Source organism: Wolbachia endosymbiont (group A) of Melitta haemorrhoidalis, assembly GCF_964273365.1.
In the GTDB taxonomy this organism is placed as follows: Bacteria; Pseudomonadota; Alphaproteobacteria; order Rickettsiales; family Anaplasmataceae; genus Wolbachia; species Wolbachia pipientis.
Genome location: NZ_OZ187004.1, coordinates 420,368 through 438,210 on the forward strand (window position 1 = coordinate 420,368; position 17,843 = coordinate 438,210).

Annotated in this window: 17 protein-coding genes and 1 tRNA gene; 7 read left to right on the forward strand and 11 right to left on the reverse strand. The window is 36.0% G+C overall.

The window, feature by feature from the left end; all coding sequences use genetic code 11:
* Nucleotides 1–20: 20 nt before the first annotated feature.
* The 7 genes from mdh to ACICPZ_RS02205 are packed head-to-tail and all read right to left on the reverse strand — an operon-like array spanning nt 21 to nt 3,835.
* Complete coding sequence (mdh, locus tag ACICPZ_RS02175; RefSeq protein WP_264374018.1) at nt 21–971, reverse strand: malate dehydrogenase; 951 nt, start codon at nt 969–971, stop codon at nt 21–23.
* Between the two features lie 3 nt (nt 972–974).
* Nucleotides 975–1,547, reverse strand: a complete 573-nt coding sequence (locus tag ACICPZ_RS02180; protein WP_006279573.1) for an NADH-quinone oxidoreductase subunit C — start codon at nt 1,545–1,547, stop codon at nt 975–977.
* Nucleotides 1,540–2,046, reverse strand: coding sequence for a NuoB/complex I 20 kDa subunit family protein (locus ACICPZ_RS02185; protein ID WP_006279574.1), 507 nt, complete (start codon nt 2,044–2,046; stop codon nt 1,540–1,542). Before ACICPZ_RS02185 ends, ACICPZ_RS02180 begins: the two co-directional genes overlap by 8 nt.
* A 3-nt stretch (nt 2,047–2,049) precedes the next feature.
* On the reverse strand, nt 2,050–2,403 hold the full coding sequence (locus ACICPZ_RS02190; RefSeq protein ID WP_006279576.1) for an NADH-quinone oxidoreductase subunit A: 354 nt from the start codon (nt 2,401–2,403) through the stop codon (nt 2,050–2,052).
* Nucleotides 2,404–2,421: 18 nt separating this feature from the next.
* Entirely contained in the window at nt 2,422–2,790 is a 369-nt protein-coding gene (locus ACICPZ_RS02195) for an HIT domain-containing protein (RefSeq protein ID WP_010082356.1), read from the reverse strand.
* 3 nt (nt 2,791–2,793) lie between these two features.
* Nucleotides 2,794–3,051 (reverse strand): hypothetical protein, encoded by a 258-nt coding sequence (locus tag ACICPZ_RS02200; protein WP_010082357.1) that lies wholly within the window; start codon nt 3,049–3,051, stop codon nt 2,794–2,796.
* Nucleotides 3,052–3,067: 16 nt separating this feature from the next.
* Nucleotides 3,068–3,835 carry a hypothetical protein gene (locus tag ACICPZ_RS02205; RefSeq protein ID WP_070356981.1) on the reverse strand — a complete coding sequence of 256 codons (768 nt, stop codon included), beginning with the start codon at nt 3,833–3,835 and terminating at the stop codon, nt 3,068–3,070.
* Between the two features lie 183 nt (nt 3,836–4,018).
* Between ACICPZ_RS02205 and ACICPZ_RS02210 the strand changes: the two genes are divergently transcribed.
* Nucleotides 4,019–5,548, forward strand: coding sequence for a UDP-N-acetylmuramoyl-tripeptide--D-alanyl-D-alanine ligase (locus ACICPZ_RS02210; protein ID WP_022626416.1), 1,530 nt, complete (start codon nt 4,019–4,021; stop codon nt 5,546–5,548).
* Between the two features lie 50 nt (nt 5,549–5,598).
* Nucleotides 5,599–6,549, forward strand: a complete 951-nt coding sequence (locus tag ACICPZ_RS02215; protein ID WP_010082395.1) for a complex I NDUFA9 subunit family protein — start codon at nt 5,599–5,601, stop codon at nt 6,547–6,549.
* Nucleotides 6,550–6,557: 8 nt separating this feature from the next.
* On the opposite strand, the gene ACICPZ_RS02220 is transcribed toward ACICPZ_RS02215, so the two are convergent.
* Nucleotides 6,558–6,631, reverse strand: a tRNA-Arg gene (locus ACICPZ_RS02220).
* A 1,460-nt stretch (nt 6,632–8,091) separates the two neighbouring features.
* Between ACICPZ_RS02220 and terL the strand changes: the two genes are divergently transcribed.
* The 3 genes from terL (at nt 8,092) to ACICPZ_RS02235 (ending at nt 12,461) form a co-directional block, all read left to right on the forward strand.
* Nucleotides 8,092–9,543, forward strand: coding sequence for a phage terminase large subunit (gene terL / locus ACICPZ_RS02225; protein ID WP_264374019.1), 1,452 nt, complete (start codon nt 8,092–8,094; stop codon nt 9,541–9,543).
* Between the two features lie 276 nt (nt 9,544–9,819).
* The gene (gene topA, locus ACICPZ_RS02230) at nt 9,820–12,270 is read left to right on the forward strand and encodes a type I DNA topoisomerase (protein WP_264374020.1); all 2,451 of its coding nucleotides are present in this window, start codon (nt 9,820–9,822) and stop codon (nt 12,268–12,270) included.
* Between the two features lie 56 nt (nt 12,271–12,326).
* Entirely contained in the window at nt 12,327–12,461 is a 135-nt protein-coding gene (locus ACICPZ_RS02235) for a hypothetical protein (protein WP_255407365.1), read from the forward strand.
* Here ACICPZ_RS02235 and ACICPZ_RS02240 read toward each other — a convergent pair.
* Nucleotides 12,449–13,276 carry a rhodanese-related sulfurtransferase gene (locus tag ACICPZ_RS02240; protein WP_264329495.1) on the reverse strand — a complete coding sequence of 276 codons (828 nt, stop codon included), beginning with the start codon at nt 13,274–13,276 and terminating at the stop codon, nt 12,449–12,451. The two genes, ACICPZ_RS02235 and ACICPZ_RS02240, sit on opposite strands and share 13 nt — an antisense overlap.
* Nucleotides 13,277–13,405: 129 nt before the next feature.
* Between ACICPZ_RS02240 and ACICPZ_RS02245 the strand changes: the two genes are divergently transcribed.
* Nucleotides 13,406–15,004 carry an ABC transporter permease gene (locus ACICPZ_RS02245; RefSeq protein ID WP_264374021.1) on the forward strand — a complete coding sequence of 533 codons (1,599 nt, stop codon included), beginning with the start codon at nt 13,406–13,408 and terminating at the stop codon, nt 15,002–15,004.
* Nucleotides 15,005–15,014: 10 nt separating this feature from the next.
* Here ACICPZ_RS02245 and ACICPZ_RS02250 read toward each other — a convergent pair whose 3' ends face one another.
* Together ACICPZ_RS02250 and apaG are read right to left on the reverse strand one after the other, a co-directional pair.
* Nucleotides 15,015–15,908, reverse strand: a complete 894-nt coding sequence (locus ACICPZ_RS02250; protein ID WP_264374022.1) for an Rpn family recombination-promoting nuclease/putative transposase — start codon at nt 15,906–15,908, stop codon at nt 15,015–15,017.
* A 177-nt stretch (nt 15,909–16,085) separates the two neighbouring features.
* On the reverse strand, nt 16,086–16,487 hold the full coding sequence (gene apaG, locus ACICPZ_RS02255; protein ID WP_174516141.1) for a Co2+/Mg2+ efflux protein ApaG: 402 nt from the start codon (nt 16,485–16,487) through the stop codon (nt 16,086–16,088).
* Between the two features lie 99 nt (nt 16,488–16,586).
* On the opposite strand from apaG, the gene ACICPZ_RS02260 reads away from it, so the two are divergent.
* Entirely contained in the window at nt 16,587–17,651 is a 1,065-nt protein-coding gene (locus ACICPZ_RS02260) for a 5-(carboxyamino)imidazole ribonucleotide synthase (protein WP_264374023.1), read from the forward strand.
* Nucleotides 17,652–17,843 lie beyond the last annotated feature (192 nt).

Below are 17,843 nucleotides of genomic sequence, written 5' to 3' on the forward strand. Positions count from 1 at the left end.
CTATAAAACCATTAATTTGCTTATGAACCTAAAGATTTCACCAGCTCTCTCACCGAGTTTACAGACTTATTAAACATTTCTTGTTCACTATCATTCATTTTAACTTCTAGGATCTTTTCAATTCCGTTTTTTCCAATAATTACAGGAACACCAATAAACAACTCTTCTACACCATATTCACCATTAAGGTAAGCAGCACATGGTAATATGCGCCTCTTATCTTTTAAATATGATTCTAACATGCATATAGCTGAAGATGCAGGAGCGTAGTATGCAGATCCAGACTTAAGCAGATCAACTATTTCTTTACCGCCATTGCGAGTGCGTTCAACTATTTCATCGACTTTTTTCTGTGTGATAAGACCCATATCGATAATTTGAGTAAGTGGAATTCCAGCAACTGAAGCACAATTGATTAGTGGTACCATAGTGTCGCCATGTCCTCCAAGCACAAAAGCAGATATATCTTCAACTGAGATATTTAACTCACTTGCAAGAAAGTAACGAAAACGGGAAGAATCAAGCACTCCTGCCATGCCAACAATCATATTAGTTGAAAGGTTTGAAAATTTATGCACCACTGAAACCATGGCATCCAAAGGGTTGGTAACCACTATTACAAACGCGTTTGGAGAATATTTTTTAATATTTTCGCCAACCTCCTTCATTACTTTAGCATTGGTTTGCAGGAGGTCATCCCTGCTCATTCCAGGTTTTCTAGCGATGCCAGCGGTTATTATAATTGCATCGGAGTTTTTTATATCTTCATACCTATTTGTGCCAGTAATATTGACATTAAATCCATCAATAGGGGATGATTCTGCTATGTCGAGTGTTTTACCTTGTGGTATTCCATCACTAATATCAAGTAAAACAACATCACCGAGTTCCCTTAGTGCAATCATATGGGTGAGAGTTCCACCGATATTTCCTGCACCGATTAAAGATATTTTTTTTCTTTGTACTGTCATTTTCTACTCCTTTGTATTTACTTTTATGGTTTTACCTTCCCAAGGCGATAAGCTATCAAACATACGAAAATCTTGCGGTAAATCTATAGGATTATACACAACCTTTTTTGTCTCTATATCATATCTTACTTCCTCATAACCAGTGAGAGGGAAATCTTTTAACATTGGATGACCTTTGAATCCATAGTCTGTTAGAATCCTACGCAAATCAGGGTGATCAGAAAACTCTATTCCATACATATCAAACACTTCACGCTCAAACCACAAAGCCGTACTAAATATCTTCGCTACACTTGGAGGCATGTCGCTTTCACATAACTGAAGCTTTATGTGTACTCTAATATTATGCACAATGCTGAGCAGATTGTATATTAGCTCGAAACGCTTCTCTCTATTTGGATAGTCAACCCCAAAAATATCAACTAATAGTTCAAACCTACACTTTTCATCATCACGTAGAAAGAATAGGTACTTTTCAATTTCATCTAAAGTTGAATATATTACAATAATGCCATCATCTTTTTGAATGCACTCGCATTTGGTCTTTTTTTGTATATACTTTGCAGTTTTATCCATTCCGAGTCCGTTTTATTTTGTTTTGTAGGCATAGCATTCCATATAGCAACGCCTCAGCGGTTGGTGGGCATCCAGGGACATACACGTCAACTGGCACAATTCTATCACAGCCTCGGACTACTGAATAAGAGTAATGGTAATAACCACCACCATTTGCACAACTTCCCATGGAAATAACATACTTCGGGTCTGCCATTTGATCATAAACCTTGCGCAATGCTGCTGCCATTTTATTAGTTAGTGTGCCAGCAACAATCATCACATCTGATTGACGTGGGCTTGCACGAAACATTATACCATATCTATCAAGATCATAACGGCTGGATGCAGTATGCATCATCTCAACTGCGCAACATGCAAGACCAAATGTCATTGGCCACAATGAACCAGACCTTGCCCAATTCATTACATAATCTGTTAAATCACCAAATTTAGTGACAAGAAACCCTTCTTTTTTATAACGACCCCAGTCATCATTAGATAGAATTTGATTTGTCATAAACTACTCCCACTCTAATGCACCTTTACACCATTCATAGATAAAACCTATAGTGAGTATTGCAAGAAATACCATCATAGACCAAAATCCACCATAGCTTATCTTAGATAAAGAAACAGCCCAAGGAAAAAGAAAAGCAATTTCTAAGTCAAATATTATAAATAATATTGAAACTAGGTAAAATTTAATGTCAAAATTTTTCCTTGCACTGGATAGTGGATTGAAGCCACACTCATATGTGGAAAGCTTTTCACCATCTGGCTTACTCACTGCAAGAAACATAGGCAATATACCTAAAGCAAAAGATACTACAATTGATACGCAGATAAAGATTACTATGGTTAAATATTCGCTCATTTAACAAAACATATAACACTATGAGTTTACATGCTTTCCTAACTTTTTACCACCTAAAATATGCACGTGAAAGTGTGGTACAACCTGCTCTCCATTTTCACCGTAGTTAGTGACTAATCTATATCCTGTTTTTTCTAGATTATATTTGTGTGCTATCTCTCTTACAGTTTTGAAGAAATCCGCTATTTCCTCTTCAGGAGCTTTTAGAATGAAATCATCATATGAAATATATTGATTTTTTGATATAACTAAAATATGAACTGGTGCGTCAGGGTACTTATCATGAAAAGCTAGTACATTTTCATTTTCATGTACCTTCTCACAAGGTAACTCACCTCTTAATATTTGAGCAAAGATGTTATCGCTATCATAAACTTCATTGCTCATATTTTAAGAGCGACCTTTCCCTCTTTCTTCGTTTTTCTCTACATTAGGTGTAGATAGTGGTTTTATCGCATCACCAGAAGCATCTTCAAGATTTAAAGAGCTTACAAGTTCCCTTACTTTTACCATGTCCTGCTGTTCTTTCAAAAAGGGTTCTATTCCACTTACCCTTTTTCCAGTAATAACTCCTGGTTGTAAGTGATACATATCCCCAGGAACAGTTAGACTATGATGTCTTTCCTCTATTTTTTTAGCTTCACTCATAATACTCCCCTATAACTTATTTTTGCATTCCACAACTTTGCGACTTACCTGCTTTTATAGCTTCTTGCGCCCATTTTTTCTCACCTGAAGCTATAGTTTCTGAAGGCTGACCAACATCAGACTTCACAACTTTGTCTGATGACTGCTTTTGATTATCATATTCCTTATACAATTTTTCTGCAATACCATACAGCAATTTTAAGTCTGTGTGAACTTTAAATTCTCCACCAGTAATTTTTGCTAGATCTTTAAGGTTACCGTCAACTTTTTGTTTAATTTCTTCAATAGCAAGCTTTTTTATCTCCTCTGGACTCTTTCCTTTATATTTAATGTCTTCAATTATTTTTTTAACATCAACTTCAATTACAATTTTATTTTCTTCTTTAAAGATAGTTACATTTGGCAGGTTTTGCTTTATTTCACCTAATCGTTCTGGCGTCAAATAGGGTATATCCCCTGTCAGAGTCCTTGATGCTAAAAAAGTTACCTTTCCTGTTCCTTTCTTTTGCTCCATTATTTGGACACCAAGATCCTCACTAGCTTGTGTGGTTTCTATAGGTGGATCATATTCTTCAAGTGGGTTGCCAATAATAGAACGTCCGCCATTTTTTATGTCGTGCCGCATTTCATCCCAGGACTTAAACCAATTCTTTGGCCATATAGGGTACACTGCACCCTTGACTAGAACTTTTACACCTCTACCCAGAAAACTTCCTACTCCCGAAGCTGCATTACCAACTTTAGCTAGTATAGAAGTAGATTTTTCATTTTTTCCTGTGAACATACATACCTCCAAGGTACTTTCTACAACTAAATACATTTTAATTATAGACGAAAAAATTTAAACTTCTATATCCATTATAAGATAGAATTATAGGGATTGCAACCATTATTTGCACATTGTCTAAAACATGTAGTATTTTCGCTACTTTTATTGTTCAATTTATTATAAAGAATACTCTAAATTATGTTTAAATGGAACACAAATAATATCATTGATGCAACTGGCGGAAGAGACGTAAATGGTTGTAATTGGATACATAGCTCAAATATTTCAACGGACACAAGAAGCATAAAAAAAGGTGATTTATTTATTGCCCTCAAGGGAAAGAATTTTGATGGCCATAATTTTTTGCATGAAGCGTTTTTAAAAGGGGCTATCGCTGCAATAGTGAGTGAGGGTAAATATAAAAGTTTCCCTCTCATTATTGTACAAGATACCCTGAAAGCTTTGCACGATATGGCATCATATTACATTAGAAATGTTCTTATTGATGCTAAAGTTATTGCAGTTACAGGCAGTGTCGGAAAAACCACTACAAAGGATATGCTACACACTGTTTTATCGCAATATGGAGTGTCCCATGCAAACGAAGGTAACTTAAATAATAATATAGGATTGCCTTTGACAATTCTGAAAGCTCCAAAAAACTGCCAGTACTTAATTCTTGAAATGGGAATGAATAAAGCTGGTGAAATAAAAGAATTATCAAAAATTAGTAATCCGAATATTGCAGTTATTACCAACATCGAACCTGCACATACTGAAAATTTTTCATCACTATTTGACGTTGCACAAGCGAAGTTAGAAATTCTGTATGGTATGAAAAATAACGGTACTTTGGTTTTAAGCAGAGATAATAAATATTATGATTATCTCTCATCACACGCCAATAGAAATGTAATAAGCTTCGGTAAAGATAAAAATGCTGAAGTTTGTTTACTAAACTTAATAAGAAACGATGAATCTTCTGTCATTTCAGCACTATCTTCTGTCATCCCAGTGCTTGACTACTTGGATCCAGGAAGTTCAATTGCAAATGAGCATATCAGACGGTTGTATAATAAAGACTGGATTCCAGCGTCACGCGCTGGAATGACATCAAACCGAGTTGCTAATAGATTAAGTTTAAAAATCAGGCTGAGTGATAATCAAATTATAAACTGTAATTTACGTGTACAAGGTGAGCATTTTGCTTATTCGCTACTTGCTGTTGCAGCAGTTGTGCAAAGCCTCGGACTTGATTTATCAAAATTACCACTTGCACTTAAGAATTTTAGTGTAGCGAAAGGTAGAGGCAATATTCATAAGGTCAAATGCAATAAAAAATATATACATTTAATTGATGACTCCTATAACGCCAGCCCTGCTTCGATGAAAACTGCAATAAAAACTTTGAGTACATATTCTAATCAGAGAAAAGTAGCTTTGCTTGGTGATATGTTGGAACTTGGTGATGAAAGCATAGAGTTTCATACAGATTTGGTTAAGATTATCACAGAAAATAATATAGATAAAGTTTATACAGTTGGTAAATTTATGTTAGAATTGCATGAGCTTTTGCCAGATAATATAAGAGGCACGCATTTTAATGATTCTAATCAATTGAAAAGTGATTTAGCTAACATTATTCAGAATAATGACGCAATTCTAGTTAAAGGCTCACGAGGAATGAAAATGGATCTTATTGTACGGGAATTCGTAATAAAATATTAAGCGAAATCATTGTATTAATTTACAGTAACAAATTATTAGGAACTTTAATTGTGACAAAACGTGTAATTATTTTTGGTGGAACGGGGTTTATAGGGAAACACATCGTAAGACGCTTGGCAGCAGAAGGATATTTAATAAAGATATTCACTCGTAATCAGGAAAAAGCTGCTTGTTTAAAATTGTGTGGCAATTTAGGACAAATATCAATATTTAAAGGCGATTTTTTTGATGAAAAATCAGTTCTGGATGGTATGGAAGAATGTGATGTAGCTATAAACTTAGTGGGAATATTATATGAAGCAAAAAAGCACGATTTTTACGCTGTTCACGTTAAAATAGCTGAAAGGATAGCAAAAGCTGCAAAAATGAAAAATGTACCTATGATGATACATTTTTCTGCTATGGGAATAGAAAATAGCAAGTTGTCAAAATATGCCAAAAGTAAATTGGAAGGTGAAAAAGCTGTAACTTCAGCATTTCAAAAAGCAATAATAATTAGGCCAAGCCTTGTATTTGGTAAAGAAGACAACTTCTTTAATAAATTTGCAAGATTAGCAACTATTCTTCCTTTCTTACCACTAATTGGCAATGGAACAACTAAATTTCAGCCAATATGTGTAACAGACTTAGCTGAAGTGGTATATCGTATTATCAGTTTTAATAAGCAAGACAAGAAAATTTATAACATGGGTGGACCAAAGGTTTACTCTTTCAAAAGCTTATTGAAGTTTATTCTGAATGTTACTAACAGAAAGTGTTTGTTGATCAATGTATCTTTTCCAATGGCAAAGTTAATAGCTTTCTTTTTAGAAAATAAAATTATTTCTATGCTGCTAAAACCAATAACCGGAGATACGAACCCTATGCTTACTCAAGATCAGGTGAAAGTTATGATGAATAGTTCAATCGAAAAGTCAGTTGACCTTGAAACAATGAAGGTTCGACCATTAGCAATTGAAAATGTGGTGCCAGAGTACTTGAAGATTTATAGAAAGTATTGATAAAAGAGTGTGCCCGGTGGGATTCGAACCTACGACCCACAGCTTAGAAGGCTGTTGCTCTATCCAGCTGAGCTACGGGCACACAACATATATAAAATGCTTCTTAGTACAAGTGAAGTCAAGTACTTCGTGTGAATATGATGTTTATCTTGCGACACCTTGTCATTGCAGTTGTGTGTCGCGCGCTGCCAAAATTGGATGCGAGAAGTCTATTTATTTTAGAAAATATTATATAGAAACTTACTTGACACCCTTCGCCAGCGCCCTTATCATGATAGTGAAGCTATTGTATTTGCTTTCGCCAATCTGCAGATTAAAAGGTAAGGATTACTTAATGTATCGGCGTCTTATGTTCAATTTTTTGCAGTATATAGATACTGTATGTCTTTACAAAACTTCATCTACATCTAGATTTTTATCTAAATAAGCTGAACGCGCTTATAAAGCGTTACAAGACATCAAAAAATGCCAATACTCGACAGAGATAGTAAAAGACTAGCTAACTCGGGGATTCTTTGTCTTTTTTTCTGCTTAGTAAATTTCTTAAACATTTGCAGCGTAGGTTAGTTGCAATTAAAAGCGGCTGAATCTCGCTTGTCAAGCGTTTAAAACATAAAAAACGCCAATATTTTAAAGCGGATAATAACCACGGGGCTTCTTTTGCCTTTTTTTTCATTTGGTAAATTTCTTAATATTTATAGCTAAACAACAACCGTCATCCCGCTGCTTGTTAGCGGCTAAGAGATACCGCGAATGAATCGCGGTATGACGGTGTAATGATGGTTAAGTAATTCGTCATCCCGCTGCTTGTTAGCGGGATCTATGTTAAGGTATAGTAGGGGATCTATGTTAAGAGATACCGCGAATGAATCGCGGTATGACGGTGTAATGATGGTTAAGTAATTCGTCATCCCGCTACGTGTTAGCGGGATCTATGTTAAGAGATACCGCGAATGAATCGCGGTATGACGGTGTAATGATGGTTAAGTAATTCGTCATCCCGCTGCTTGTTAGCGGGATCTATGTTAAGGTATAGTAGGGGGATCTATGTTAAGAGATACCGCGAATGAATCGCGGTATGACGGTGTAATGATGGTTAAGTAATTCGTCATCCCGCTGCTTGTTAGCGGGATCTATGTTAAGGTATAGTAGGGGGATCTATGTTAAGAGATACCGCGAATGAATCGCGGTATGACGGTGTAATGATGGTTAAGTAATTCGTCATCCCGCTACGTGTTAGCGGCTAAGAGATACCGCGAATGAATCGCGGTATGACGGTGTAATGATGGTTAAGTAATTCGTCATCCCGCTGCTTGTTAGCGGGATCTATGTTAAGGTATAGTAGGGGATCTATGTTAAGAGATACCGCGAATGAATCGCGGTATGACGGTGTAATGATGGTTAAGTATCCCGCTACGTGTTAGCGGGATCTATGTTAAGAGATACCGCGAATGAATCGCGGTATGACGGTTAAGTAGGGTGTCATTCCAGTGCTCCTTTTTTTGTCATCCCAGCGTTACGCGCTGGTTTCAACATTATATCATGAACTTTCTAAAATTCATTGAACTGTGCTTTCAAACGGTAGTGCCGGGGTGTGAGTATAACGATTATCAGTATATAAAAGTCATAGCAGATAGGCTGGAAGCGGCGAGCGCTGGTGAAGTGAAACGAATAATATTCAATATGCCTCCGCGCTCGATGAAGTCCATGTGCATAAGCGTTGCGTGGCCCGCATGGATACTGGGAAACCAACCAACTGCGAGAATAATAGTTGCAAGTTATTCTCAGCGGCTCAGCGAAAAGCACTCGCTCGACACCAGGTGCGTGATGCAGTCTAGTTGGTATAGAGCGCTATTTCCAGAGATAGAACTATCCAAAGACCAGAATACCAAATATAAATTTCAAACAGTGCAGAGAGGATACAGAATCGCAACATCAGTTGGTGGAACACTAACTGGTGAAGGTGGTGATTTTATCATTGTGGACGATCCGCTCAGTTCTGCTCAAGCTTTGAGTGAAACGCTTAGAAAGCGTGCCACAAACTGGTTTGATCAGACTTTAGTAACCAGGCTGAACGATAGAAAAAAAGGAGTCATCGTTCTTGTAATGCACAGGCTACACCAGGAGGACTTAACTGGACACCTTCTCTCCAAGCCAAAAAACATATGGCATCATATTTGTTTGCCAATGATTTCTGAAAATAAGCAGGTTATTTATTCAATCAAAAAGCCAATACCTCCCGTTCCTATCATCCGAGTAGCTCAGCACTGTGCGACCAGGCGATTATATAATAAACCAGCGTCACCTGTAAGGATATTATATTCAAGAGAAGAAGGTCAGTTGCTATATCCCCTCGATGGAGGAAAAGAAGAAGTTGAGACGATAAAAGTTGAACTTGGGAGTTATGCTTTTGCTGCGCAATATCAACAAAACCCTCTGCCGCTTTCAAGTGGTATAGTCAAACGAGAGTGGCTAAAGCGCTATAAAAATGTTCCTGATAATCTCTCGCATGTAACACAAAGTTGGGATACTGCGGTTTCAACAAGTAACATGAGCAACTTTAGTGTCTGCACCACCTGGGCAAAAATAGATAATAAATTCTATTTACTTGATGTATATCGCGCAAAGCTTGAGTATCCAAAGCTTAAAGAACAAGTTTTATCACTAGCTGCAAGATGGTCACCACACGCGATTTTGATCGAAGCCAAAACAAGTGGTCAGCAATTAGTACAAGAGCTAAAGACAAACAGTGATTTACCCATTATTGAAATAATGCCACATGATGACAAACTCACTCGATTTTATCAAATTGTTCCGACTATAGAGTCTGGCAAGGTTTTTCTGCCGCACCAAGCAGTATGGCTGAACGATTTTGAGTATGAGATTTTAATGTTCCCAGAAACGCGCCACGACGACCAAGTGGACAGTACCGTGCAATATTTGCAGTGGGTGAGAAACAGTACCTCTAGGGTTACGGCTGTACGGGCATTGTGATTTGAGAGCAATTTCCACAAGGGAGGATGTCATCCCAGCGCTCCTTTTTTTGTCATGCAAGTAGCTGACACTGGAATCTAGCTTCTCGTTGCTGCTGCGATCATATACTATTGTAATGAGCCTTCAAAGTCACTTAAAAATAGCAACGTCCAAAGGTTTTCTGAAAAGGTCCCACAACCCGGTTCGTAAAATTCACAAGAACCATTAAAATATTTTTTTACTTTTCATTGTATATTTCTCAACATATTATCTTTAAGTACTAAAATAATTAACAATATGGCATTATTAATAGTTGAATCACCTGCGAAAGCAAAGACAATAGGTAAATATTTGAGTAAAGAGTTCAAAGTAGCTGCATCCTTTGGACATGTGAGGGATCTTCCAGCAAAAAACGGTTCTGTCGATCCGGATAATGATTTTGCTATAAAGTATGAAACCATTGAAAAAGCAGAAAAGTATATAAAAGAGTTAGTAAAAGCCGCAAGCAAAACATCAGATATATATCTTGCAACAGACCCAGACAGAGAAGGGGAAGCAATGGCTTGGCATGTGATAGAGACATTAAAAGAAAAGAAAGCAATCAGTAATGAAAACAACATTTATAGAGTAGTCTTTAATGAGATAACAAAAAGAGCAGTACAAGAAGCAATAAAAAATCCACGTGAAATTAATATGGATTTAGTGCGTGCACAACAAGCACGTAGAGCTTTGGATTATCTAGTTGGATTTAGTTTGTCACCACTGCTGTGGACAAAATTGTCGGGAAGCAAGTCTGCAGGGCGAGTGCAGTCTGTTGCATTAAAGATTATATGCGAACGAGAAGATGAAATTAGTAAATTTATAACACAGGAGTATTGGAGCATAAAGGCAGAAATGCAAAATAGCAAAGATGAGGCTTTTTTTGCTATGCTAAGCCACTATGACAATAAAAAGCTAGAAAAATTTGATATTAAGAATGAAGAAGAAGCAAAGGACTTAGTCAGGGAGATTGAATCAAGGCAATATGCTGTAAGCACAGTAGAACGCAAGCAAGTTAAGAAAAACCCGCTTCCTCCGTTTATTACTTCAAGTCTTCAGCAAGATGCAGTGAATAAACTGTATTTTAATGTGAAAAGTGTTATGCGCATAGCGCAAAATTTATATGAAGGTATCGATATTGGTGGTGAAACTGTAGGGTTGATAACTTACATGCGTACAGATGGGTTTCATATTGCAGATGAGGCTATAAACTCAATTAGAGGGTCAATTAAGTCATTATATGGTGATAAATATTTACCGCAGTCTCCTCGTAAATATGTAAAAAAGGTCAAAAATGCTCAAGAAGCACATGAAGCAATTCGTCCAACTGATATCAATAGAACGCCGGGTAGTATTAAGGATTACTTAACGCCAGAGCAATTTAAATTGTATGATTTAATCTGGAAAAGGACCATTGCAAGTCAAATGGAGTCGGCGATTCTTGATCAAGTGGTAGTCGAAATTAGTTCTACTGACCAGAAAGTAATTCTGCGAGCAAGTGGATCAAGTATATTCTTTGATGGTTTTTATAGAGTCTACCAAGATAACATAGAAGCCGAAAATGAAGGCCTGCTACCTGCCATGAAGGAAGGGGAAGCGTGTAAGCTGATTTCAGTTGAGCCAAAACAACATTTCACTCAACCGCCACCTCGTTATAGTGAAGCAAGTATCGTAAAAAAAATGGAAGAAATCGGTATAGGTCGACCATCAACTTATGCAACAATTATTTCGGTATTACAAGATCGTGAGTACGTTTCATTGGATAGCAAAAGGTTTATTCCAAGCAGCCGCGGTAAAATCGTTACTATATTTTTAGAAACTTTTTTTCAGCGTTGTGTAGAGTATGATTTCACAGCACAAATGGAAGAGAAGCTTGATTTAATTTCAAATGGACATGCAGATTGGAAAAAAGAATTAGGCCACTTTTGGGTGCCATTTTTTGGTCATGTAAACTCTGTCAAGCAAATGACGCATGATGAAGTTTTCAGCGGCATTCACGATTTGGTAATCGATTGGTTTTGTTCAGAAGAAGGAAGAAAAGAGGTGAATACGAAATGCCCTGCTTGCTTAGGTGGCATATTGAAATTGAACTTTGGAAAAGCCGGGGTGTTCCTTGGATGTTCTAACTATCCTGAATGCAACCATACAAAAGAAATTACAGGTAGTAACGACAATTCAGAATATCCAAAAAGTTTAGGTATAGATGATATAACAAACCAAGAAGTGATGATCAAAAAGGGTCCTTTTGGACTTTATCTGGAGTTTAATAACGAGTTAAAAAAGAAAAAAACGGTTTCCATACCAAAAGATATAAATGTTAATGAGATTGATCTGAGCACCGCTACTCAGTTACTTTCCTTGCCAAAAGTAATCGGAGAACACCCTGAAACCGGAAAGGAAGTAAAAATAGGCCTTGGACGATTTGGGTACTATATTTTCTATGATGGTAAATACTTTTCTCTTAAGAAAAGCTCCAAAGAGGTGCTGAATACAGAATTGAGCGAAACTGTACAAATTATTGCAAACAGTCCACGCAAAGAGTTAAAATCTCTCGGGGTTAATGAAAAGGGAAAAGAAGTTTTTATCTGCAACGGTAGGTACGGATTCTATATAAAATGCGGTAAAACAAACGTTGCTTTGGGCAAGAGTGCAGATATTGAGAGTATAGATCTGGAGAAGGCTTTAGAGTTGATTAAGGGTAAGAAGTAGACTTCTTGCATAACCATTATCTACGTTAAAAATCAGCTTTTTTGTCATTCCAGCGTGTGACGCTGGAATCTAGAAAAAAAGAACCTGGATGCCAGTGTCTGGGCACTGGCATGACACCCTTTCTGGTAGAGGTTGCTCTCAAATCACAACGTGCATACAACTGCAGCAGTATGATGTTTTATTTATTATAGCTATAACACTGAAGTTTACAATCAGAACAAACCACTTGGCCACGTGGAACTGATTTCAGTTTATCAGTTGAAACTTGATTTGAGCAGAATATGCATTTTATTGTGTTGCTTGGAGTAAGTGAGTTATCAACAGCAATTCTATCATCAAAAACAAAACATTCTCCTTTCCAATTACCATTTTTATTATAAGTTTTTTCAAGGTAAGAAAGAATGCCGCCTTTAAGATGGTAAACATCACTAAATCCAAGGCTTTTCATATATGCTGTAGATTTTTCGCATCTAATCCCACCAGTGCAGTACATAGCCACTTTCAGGTCTTTACTCTCAGAAAATGACTCTGTCCACTGAGGAAACTCACGGAAACATTGTGTGTGTGGATTAATTGCATTCTTAAACTTGCCTAATTTCACTTCATACTCGTTTCGTGTATCTATTACTAAAACGTCAGATTGAGAAGTAAAATCATCCCAATGCTCTGGATCAACATATTTACCCTTAAGGGAAATATCAAGATTGCTTACACCAAGATTCACAATCTCTCTTTTTAATTTTACCTTCATCTTGCTAAATGGTTGATATTCTGCTGCACTCTCTTTCCATGTAAGGTCCCTTAGCCTATAATCAGAACGTAGAAAATCGAATATTTTATCAATTGCGTTTCTTTCACCAGATATTGTTGCATTAACACCCTCTTCTGCAAGGAGTATAGTGCCCTTTAACTCAACGTTGTTGCATGCAGCTTTTATTTCGTCTTTCATGTCATAATAATTAGAGAGTTCTACAAAGTGATAGAAAGTTGCAATGACGAAGCTCATGATTATTCACTTATCAACTAAAAACATGATATACAAAATTATAAAGATATTCAATAGTACGGCTGTTAATTACTGGATATCTTCAGTTTTTACATATAACATTTTAATATAAAATATAGATTCAAATTAATGTTTTTAAGAGTATTTAAAAATATATTCTTATTTTTAGTAAGTATATTATTCGTCTGTCCTATACTATCGTTAATATCAATCTTATTTACAGATTCAGCGAATTCCGAATGGGTAATCAGTACACTTTTTCCTGAATATATACTGAGTACGTTAATTTTGATGGTAGGAGTAGGGGGAATATCTTTCATATTTGGAGTAATTCCAGCTTGGCTCACCACATTTTTTTCATTTCCTGGAAGTAAAATTTTTGAGATTGCTTTATTCTTTCCAATATCGATTCCTGGATATATAGTAGCGTTCGTCTATGTAAATACACTAGAGTTTTCAGGTCCGGTGCAGAGCTCATTAAGAGACATTTTAGAGTGGAGCAAAGGTGACTATTGGTTTCCTGAAATAAAATCCCTAGGTGGTGGAATATTAGTAATGGGATTCAGCCTATATCCATACGTTTATATGTTAGTCCGCTCAAGTCTAAAGAATGTTAGTAACTCAGTCACTATTGCGTCAACACTTGGGTTCTCCTCATTGAAGAGCCTGTTTTCTGTCATCATACCCTCCATACGCCCATCAATTATAGCTGGGTTGTCTTTGGTACTAATGGAAGTAATTACAGATTTCGGCACACCACAGTTTCTTGCTATCGATACTTTCACAACAGGAATATATCGCACCTGGTTTTTACTGCATGACAAATATTCAACTACTGTTTTAGCAGTTGCAGAGTTGATTTTCGTTGCAACACTAATAGCTATCGAAAAAAAACTACAAAAAAAAGGAATATCCTACTCTTCAATCAATACCAATTCAGATTATCACAACAAACGGAGTATAAGTGGCACTATACCATTGATCTTTGCTTATCTTATGTGTGTATTGCCGATATTAATAGGTTTTATTTTGCCAATGATTCCGCTCATATATTGGAGCATAGAGAAGGGGTTTTTCATATATGAAGCAAGATTCTATAACATAATAGCAAATAGCGTTAGTTTATCATTCATCACTGCACTAATCTCAATTAGCATTGCAATAATTATTGGATATACGGCGCGTAAAAATAAGGTAATCAATAATGTAGCACGTCTCATTTCTTTAGGCTACGCAATTCCAAATGCAATTATCGCAATTAGCATAATAATATTTTTAAGCAGAATATCCTCTTTCATTACTCAATATATTGTGGAAATTAGCTTGGTAGGAACTATTGGCGCATTAGTTTACTCATATTTATTTCGTTTTTTTGCTATATCTTTCAAGGCGGTAGAGTCAGGGCTCAAAAAAACACCAAATGAAATTGAGTGGACTGCATATACTATGGGTCATGGACCTATTTCCACATGTTTGAATGTTCATATCCCTCTCATCAAGAAGAGTATATTATCGGGATTTTTGCTCGTATTTATGGATACTATCAAAGAGCTCACAGCAACACTTATTATAAGACCATTTAATTTTGAAACTATATCAACTAGAATATATGAACTTGTAAGCGATGAGCGCTATAGAGAAGCTGCCCCATTTTCGTTAATAATAGTTATAATAGGCTTAATCTCTACAATAACCTTATTTACACTTGATGATAAGGATAAAAAATAAACGTAACCGTTCACAGATTTCCACTTAATTCTTCAATCTCACTAATAGAAAGGCCAGTAAACTTAACAATAGTGTTGACATCAACATTATTAGCCAGCATTGCTTTTGCGACTTCAATTTTCCCTTCAATTTTCCCTTCCTCTTTACCAATTTTTTTGCCTTTTTCAGTAGCAAGATCAAGTCTGTATTCAAGAATGGCTTCTTCTTTCCGTAGATCCATTATCCTTTCTTCGTAAGCTACTAAATCTTTTTCGTTCCAACGAAACTTGTCTAATTCATCATATGCTAGCTTTATTATTGGCGCTTTTTCTGCTATCTCTTTTAAGTCCTCTTCTGTTGTTTCTTCTGCGTATTTAAAAAAGAAACACCACCTTTCTACTATACTTTCTAACTGCTCTACTTTATTTTTTGCGAATTTAGGCAACTCAATAAAGACAAACTGAAAATCTTTTAAGTAATGGCCGTTAGTTTTTATATCACGTATATTGTGAGTAGAAATATAATCAACTTCTTCAGGAAGTAAGTTACAATTTGATATAGCAATAAAGAAGACTTTCTTTAAATCAATGTAGTTGCCAGATTTATCTAATTGTCTTGAGTAGGCTTTAGCGGCATATAATTGAGCGCGTTTTTCGAAGCCCTTGTCTCTAGCGAGCTGCATTTCTGCTATATATCTATTTCCGTGAGAATCCTTGCAGAGAACATCAACAATACTTTGTTTATCAGAGGCAACTTCGGGATCCATAATAGTGCTAAGAAACTCAACTTCTTGTATTGCATTTATCTCAGTAAACCCTAAAATATCGTTCAAAAAGTGGATCAGGATATTCTTATTTTTTTCCGTTCCAAAGATTTTTTTGAAACACAAATCATTGCGAGGATCGAGAAATTTTGAAAGAGCCATGGCAAAAATGCTTGAAAATATTAATAATTATACACTATTATTAACAATTATTCAACCATATTTTTGAAGATAGCTAGTTTCTGTATTTATTTTAAATTGAAGAAAGCTCAAATGAAAGATCGTGCTTTGCTAAAAATCACAGAATGCAGTCTGGTTACAAATAAACTATTTTGATAGTTAATGGGGTCTAGTTTTGACGTATGGACTATCCAAAGAAAAGGGTGGTATCATAACCTCAAAAACTTTTATGCTTTCTTCATTCAGAAATTCATACTTACCCTGCATTATTCCTGACGGTACATTTAAGTATGTTCCACTTGTGTATTTAAATACCTCTCCAGATTTTATCACAGGCTGTTCTCCGATAACACCAACTCCGGCAATTTCATTTATTTTTCCCTTATAATCTATTATTTGCCAATGACGACTTAACAATTGAATAGTTGATTGGCTTTTGTTTTTTATCTTAACGTTATACATCCATACATAGCAATTTTCATAAGGAATGGATTGCTCTTCAATGTAAATTGGTAAAACTGTAACTTCAACAAAGTTGGTAGTTAGTGTGTATTCTAGAATCATTATAGAATATTCATGATAAAAAGATAGTATCCTAATTATATACTTTTTTCATAGATTTTTCAAGTATACTCTAATTAGGAAATATCAATTTATAGTATGAATGAACCAGATGCGCTTAGCAAAAAAGTAATAGGAATAATAGGTGGTGGACAATTAGGTAAAATGACTGCTATCGCTGCAACAAAACTTGGACAAAAAACACATGTTTTTGCCAGTGCTAAAGACGATCCGGCTTGCTCTGTTGCTGATGATTTCACAATAGCAGATTTCTCTGATAAGAAAGCGCTTGAATCTTTTGCACAGAGTGTGGATTTGGTCACTATTGAGTCTGAAAATATTCCATGTAGTGCAATTGATATCGATGTAAATTTTTATCCGGGTAAAAAAGCGTTACACATTGCGCAAAATAGGCTTAGAGAGAAAGATTTCATTAGAAGCTTGAGTATAAAAACTGCTGAATACAAAAGTATACAAAATTATAATGAGCTACTGAAAAACAGTAGAGCTTTTGGCTATCCAACAAGGCTGAAAACAACAGAAATGGGTTATGATGGAAAAGGGCAATATGTGCTTGAGAATGATTCTGAAGTGAAGCAATTTGCTTCCTTTGATTGGAATACAGAGTACATTCTTGAAGCAAGTGTTGATTTACTGAAAGAGGTTTCAATAGTCGTTGCAAGAGATAAAAACGGTAAAGTAGCTTTTTTTCCTATAGCAGAAAATTACCACGTTGATGGAATACTTGATACTTCAACAGTGCCAGCTAAAATAGATAGTAAATTAACTCAAGAGGTACAACGAGCTGCAAAGAAAATAGCAAATGCGCTTGATGTAATAGGAATTCTGGCTATTGAATTTTTTGTTACTAAGGATAACGAATTGTTAGTTAATGAACTAGCTCCCAGACCTCACAATTCTTGCCACTGGAGCTTGGATGCATGTAACGTTAGTCAATTTGAACAGCTAGTTAGGATAATATGCGGGCTACCTATGCAGGAAGTAGTATTACGCTTTCCTTGTATGACGAAAAATATAATAGGTAATGATATATATGATTCTCATAAGTATTTGAGCAACGAAAAAGCTAGTTTAACCATATATGGGAAAAAAGAGGTTAGGGATAAGCGTAAAATGGGACATGTCAATATAGATTTAAGTTAACAGTTTTTCTACGTCATACCGCCACAACTGTACGAACATTGTGATATGATGAGATGTTACATAGTAAACGGTGTCATTCTAGCACCTCTTTTCCCGTCATCCCGCTGCTTGTTAGCGGGATCTCATTTCACTTTGTGAAGGTGTCATCCCAGCACCTCTTTTCCCGTCATTCCGCTGCTTGTTAGCGGGATC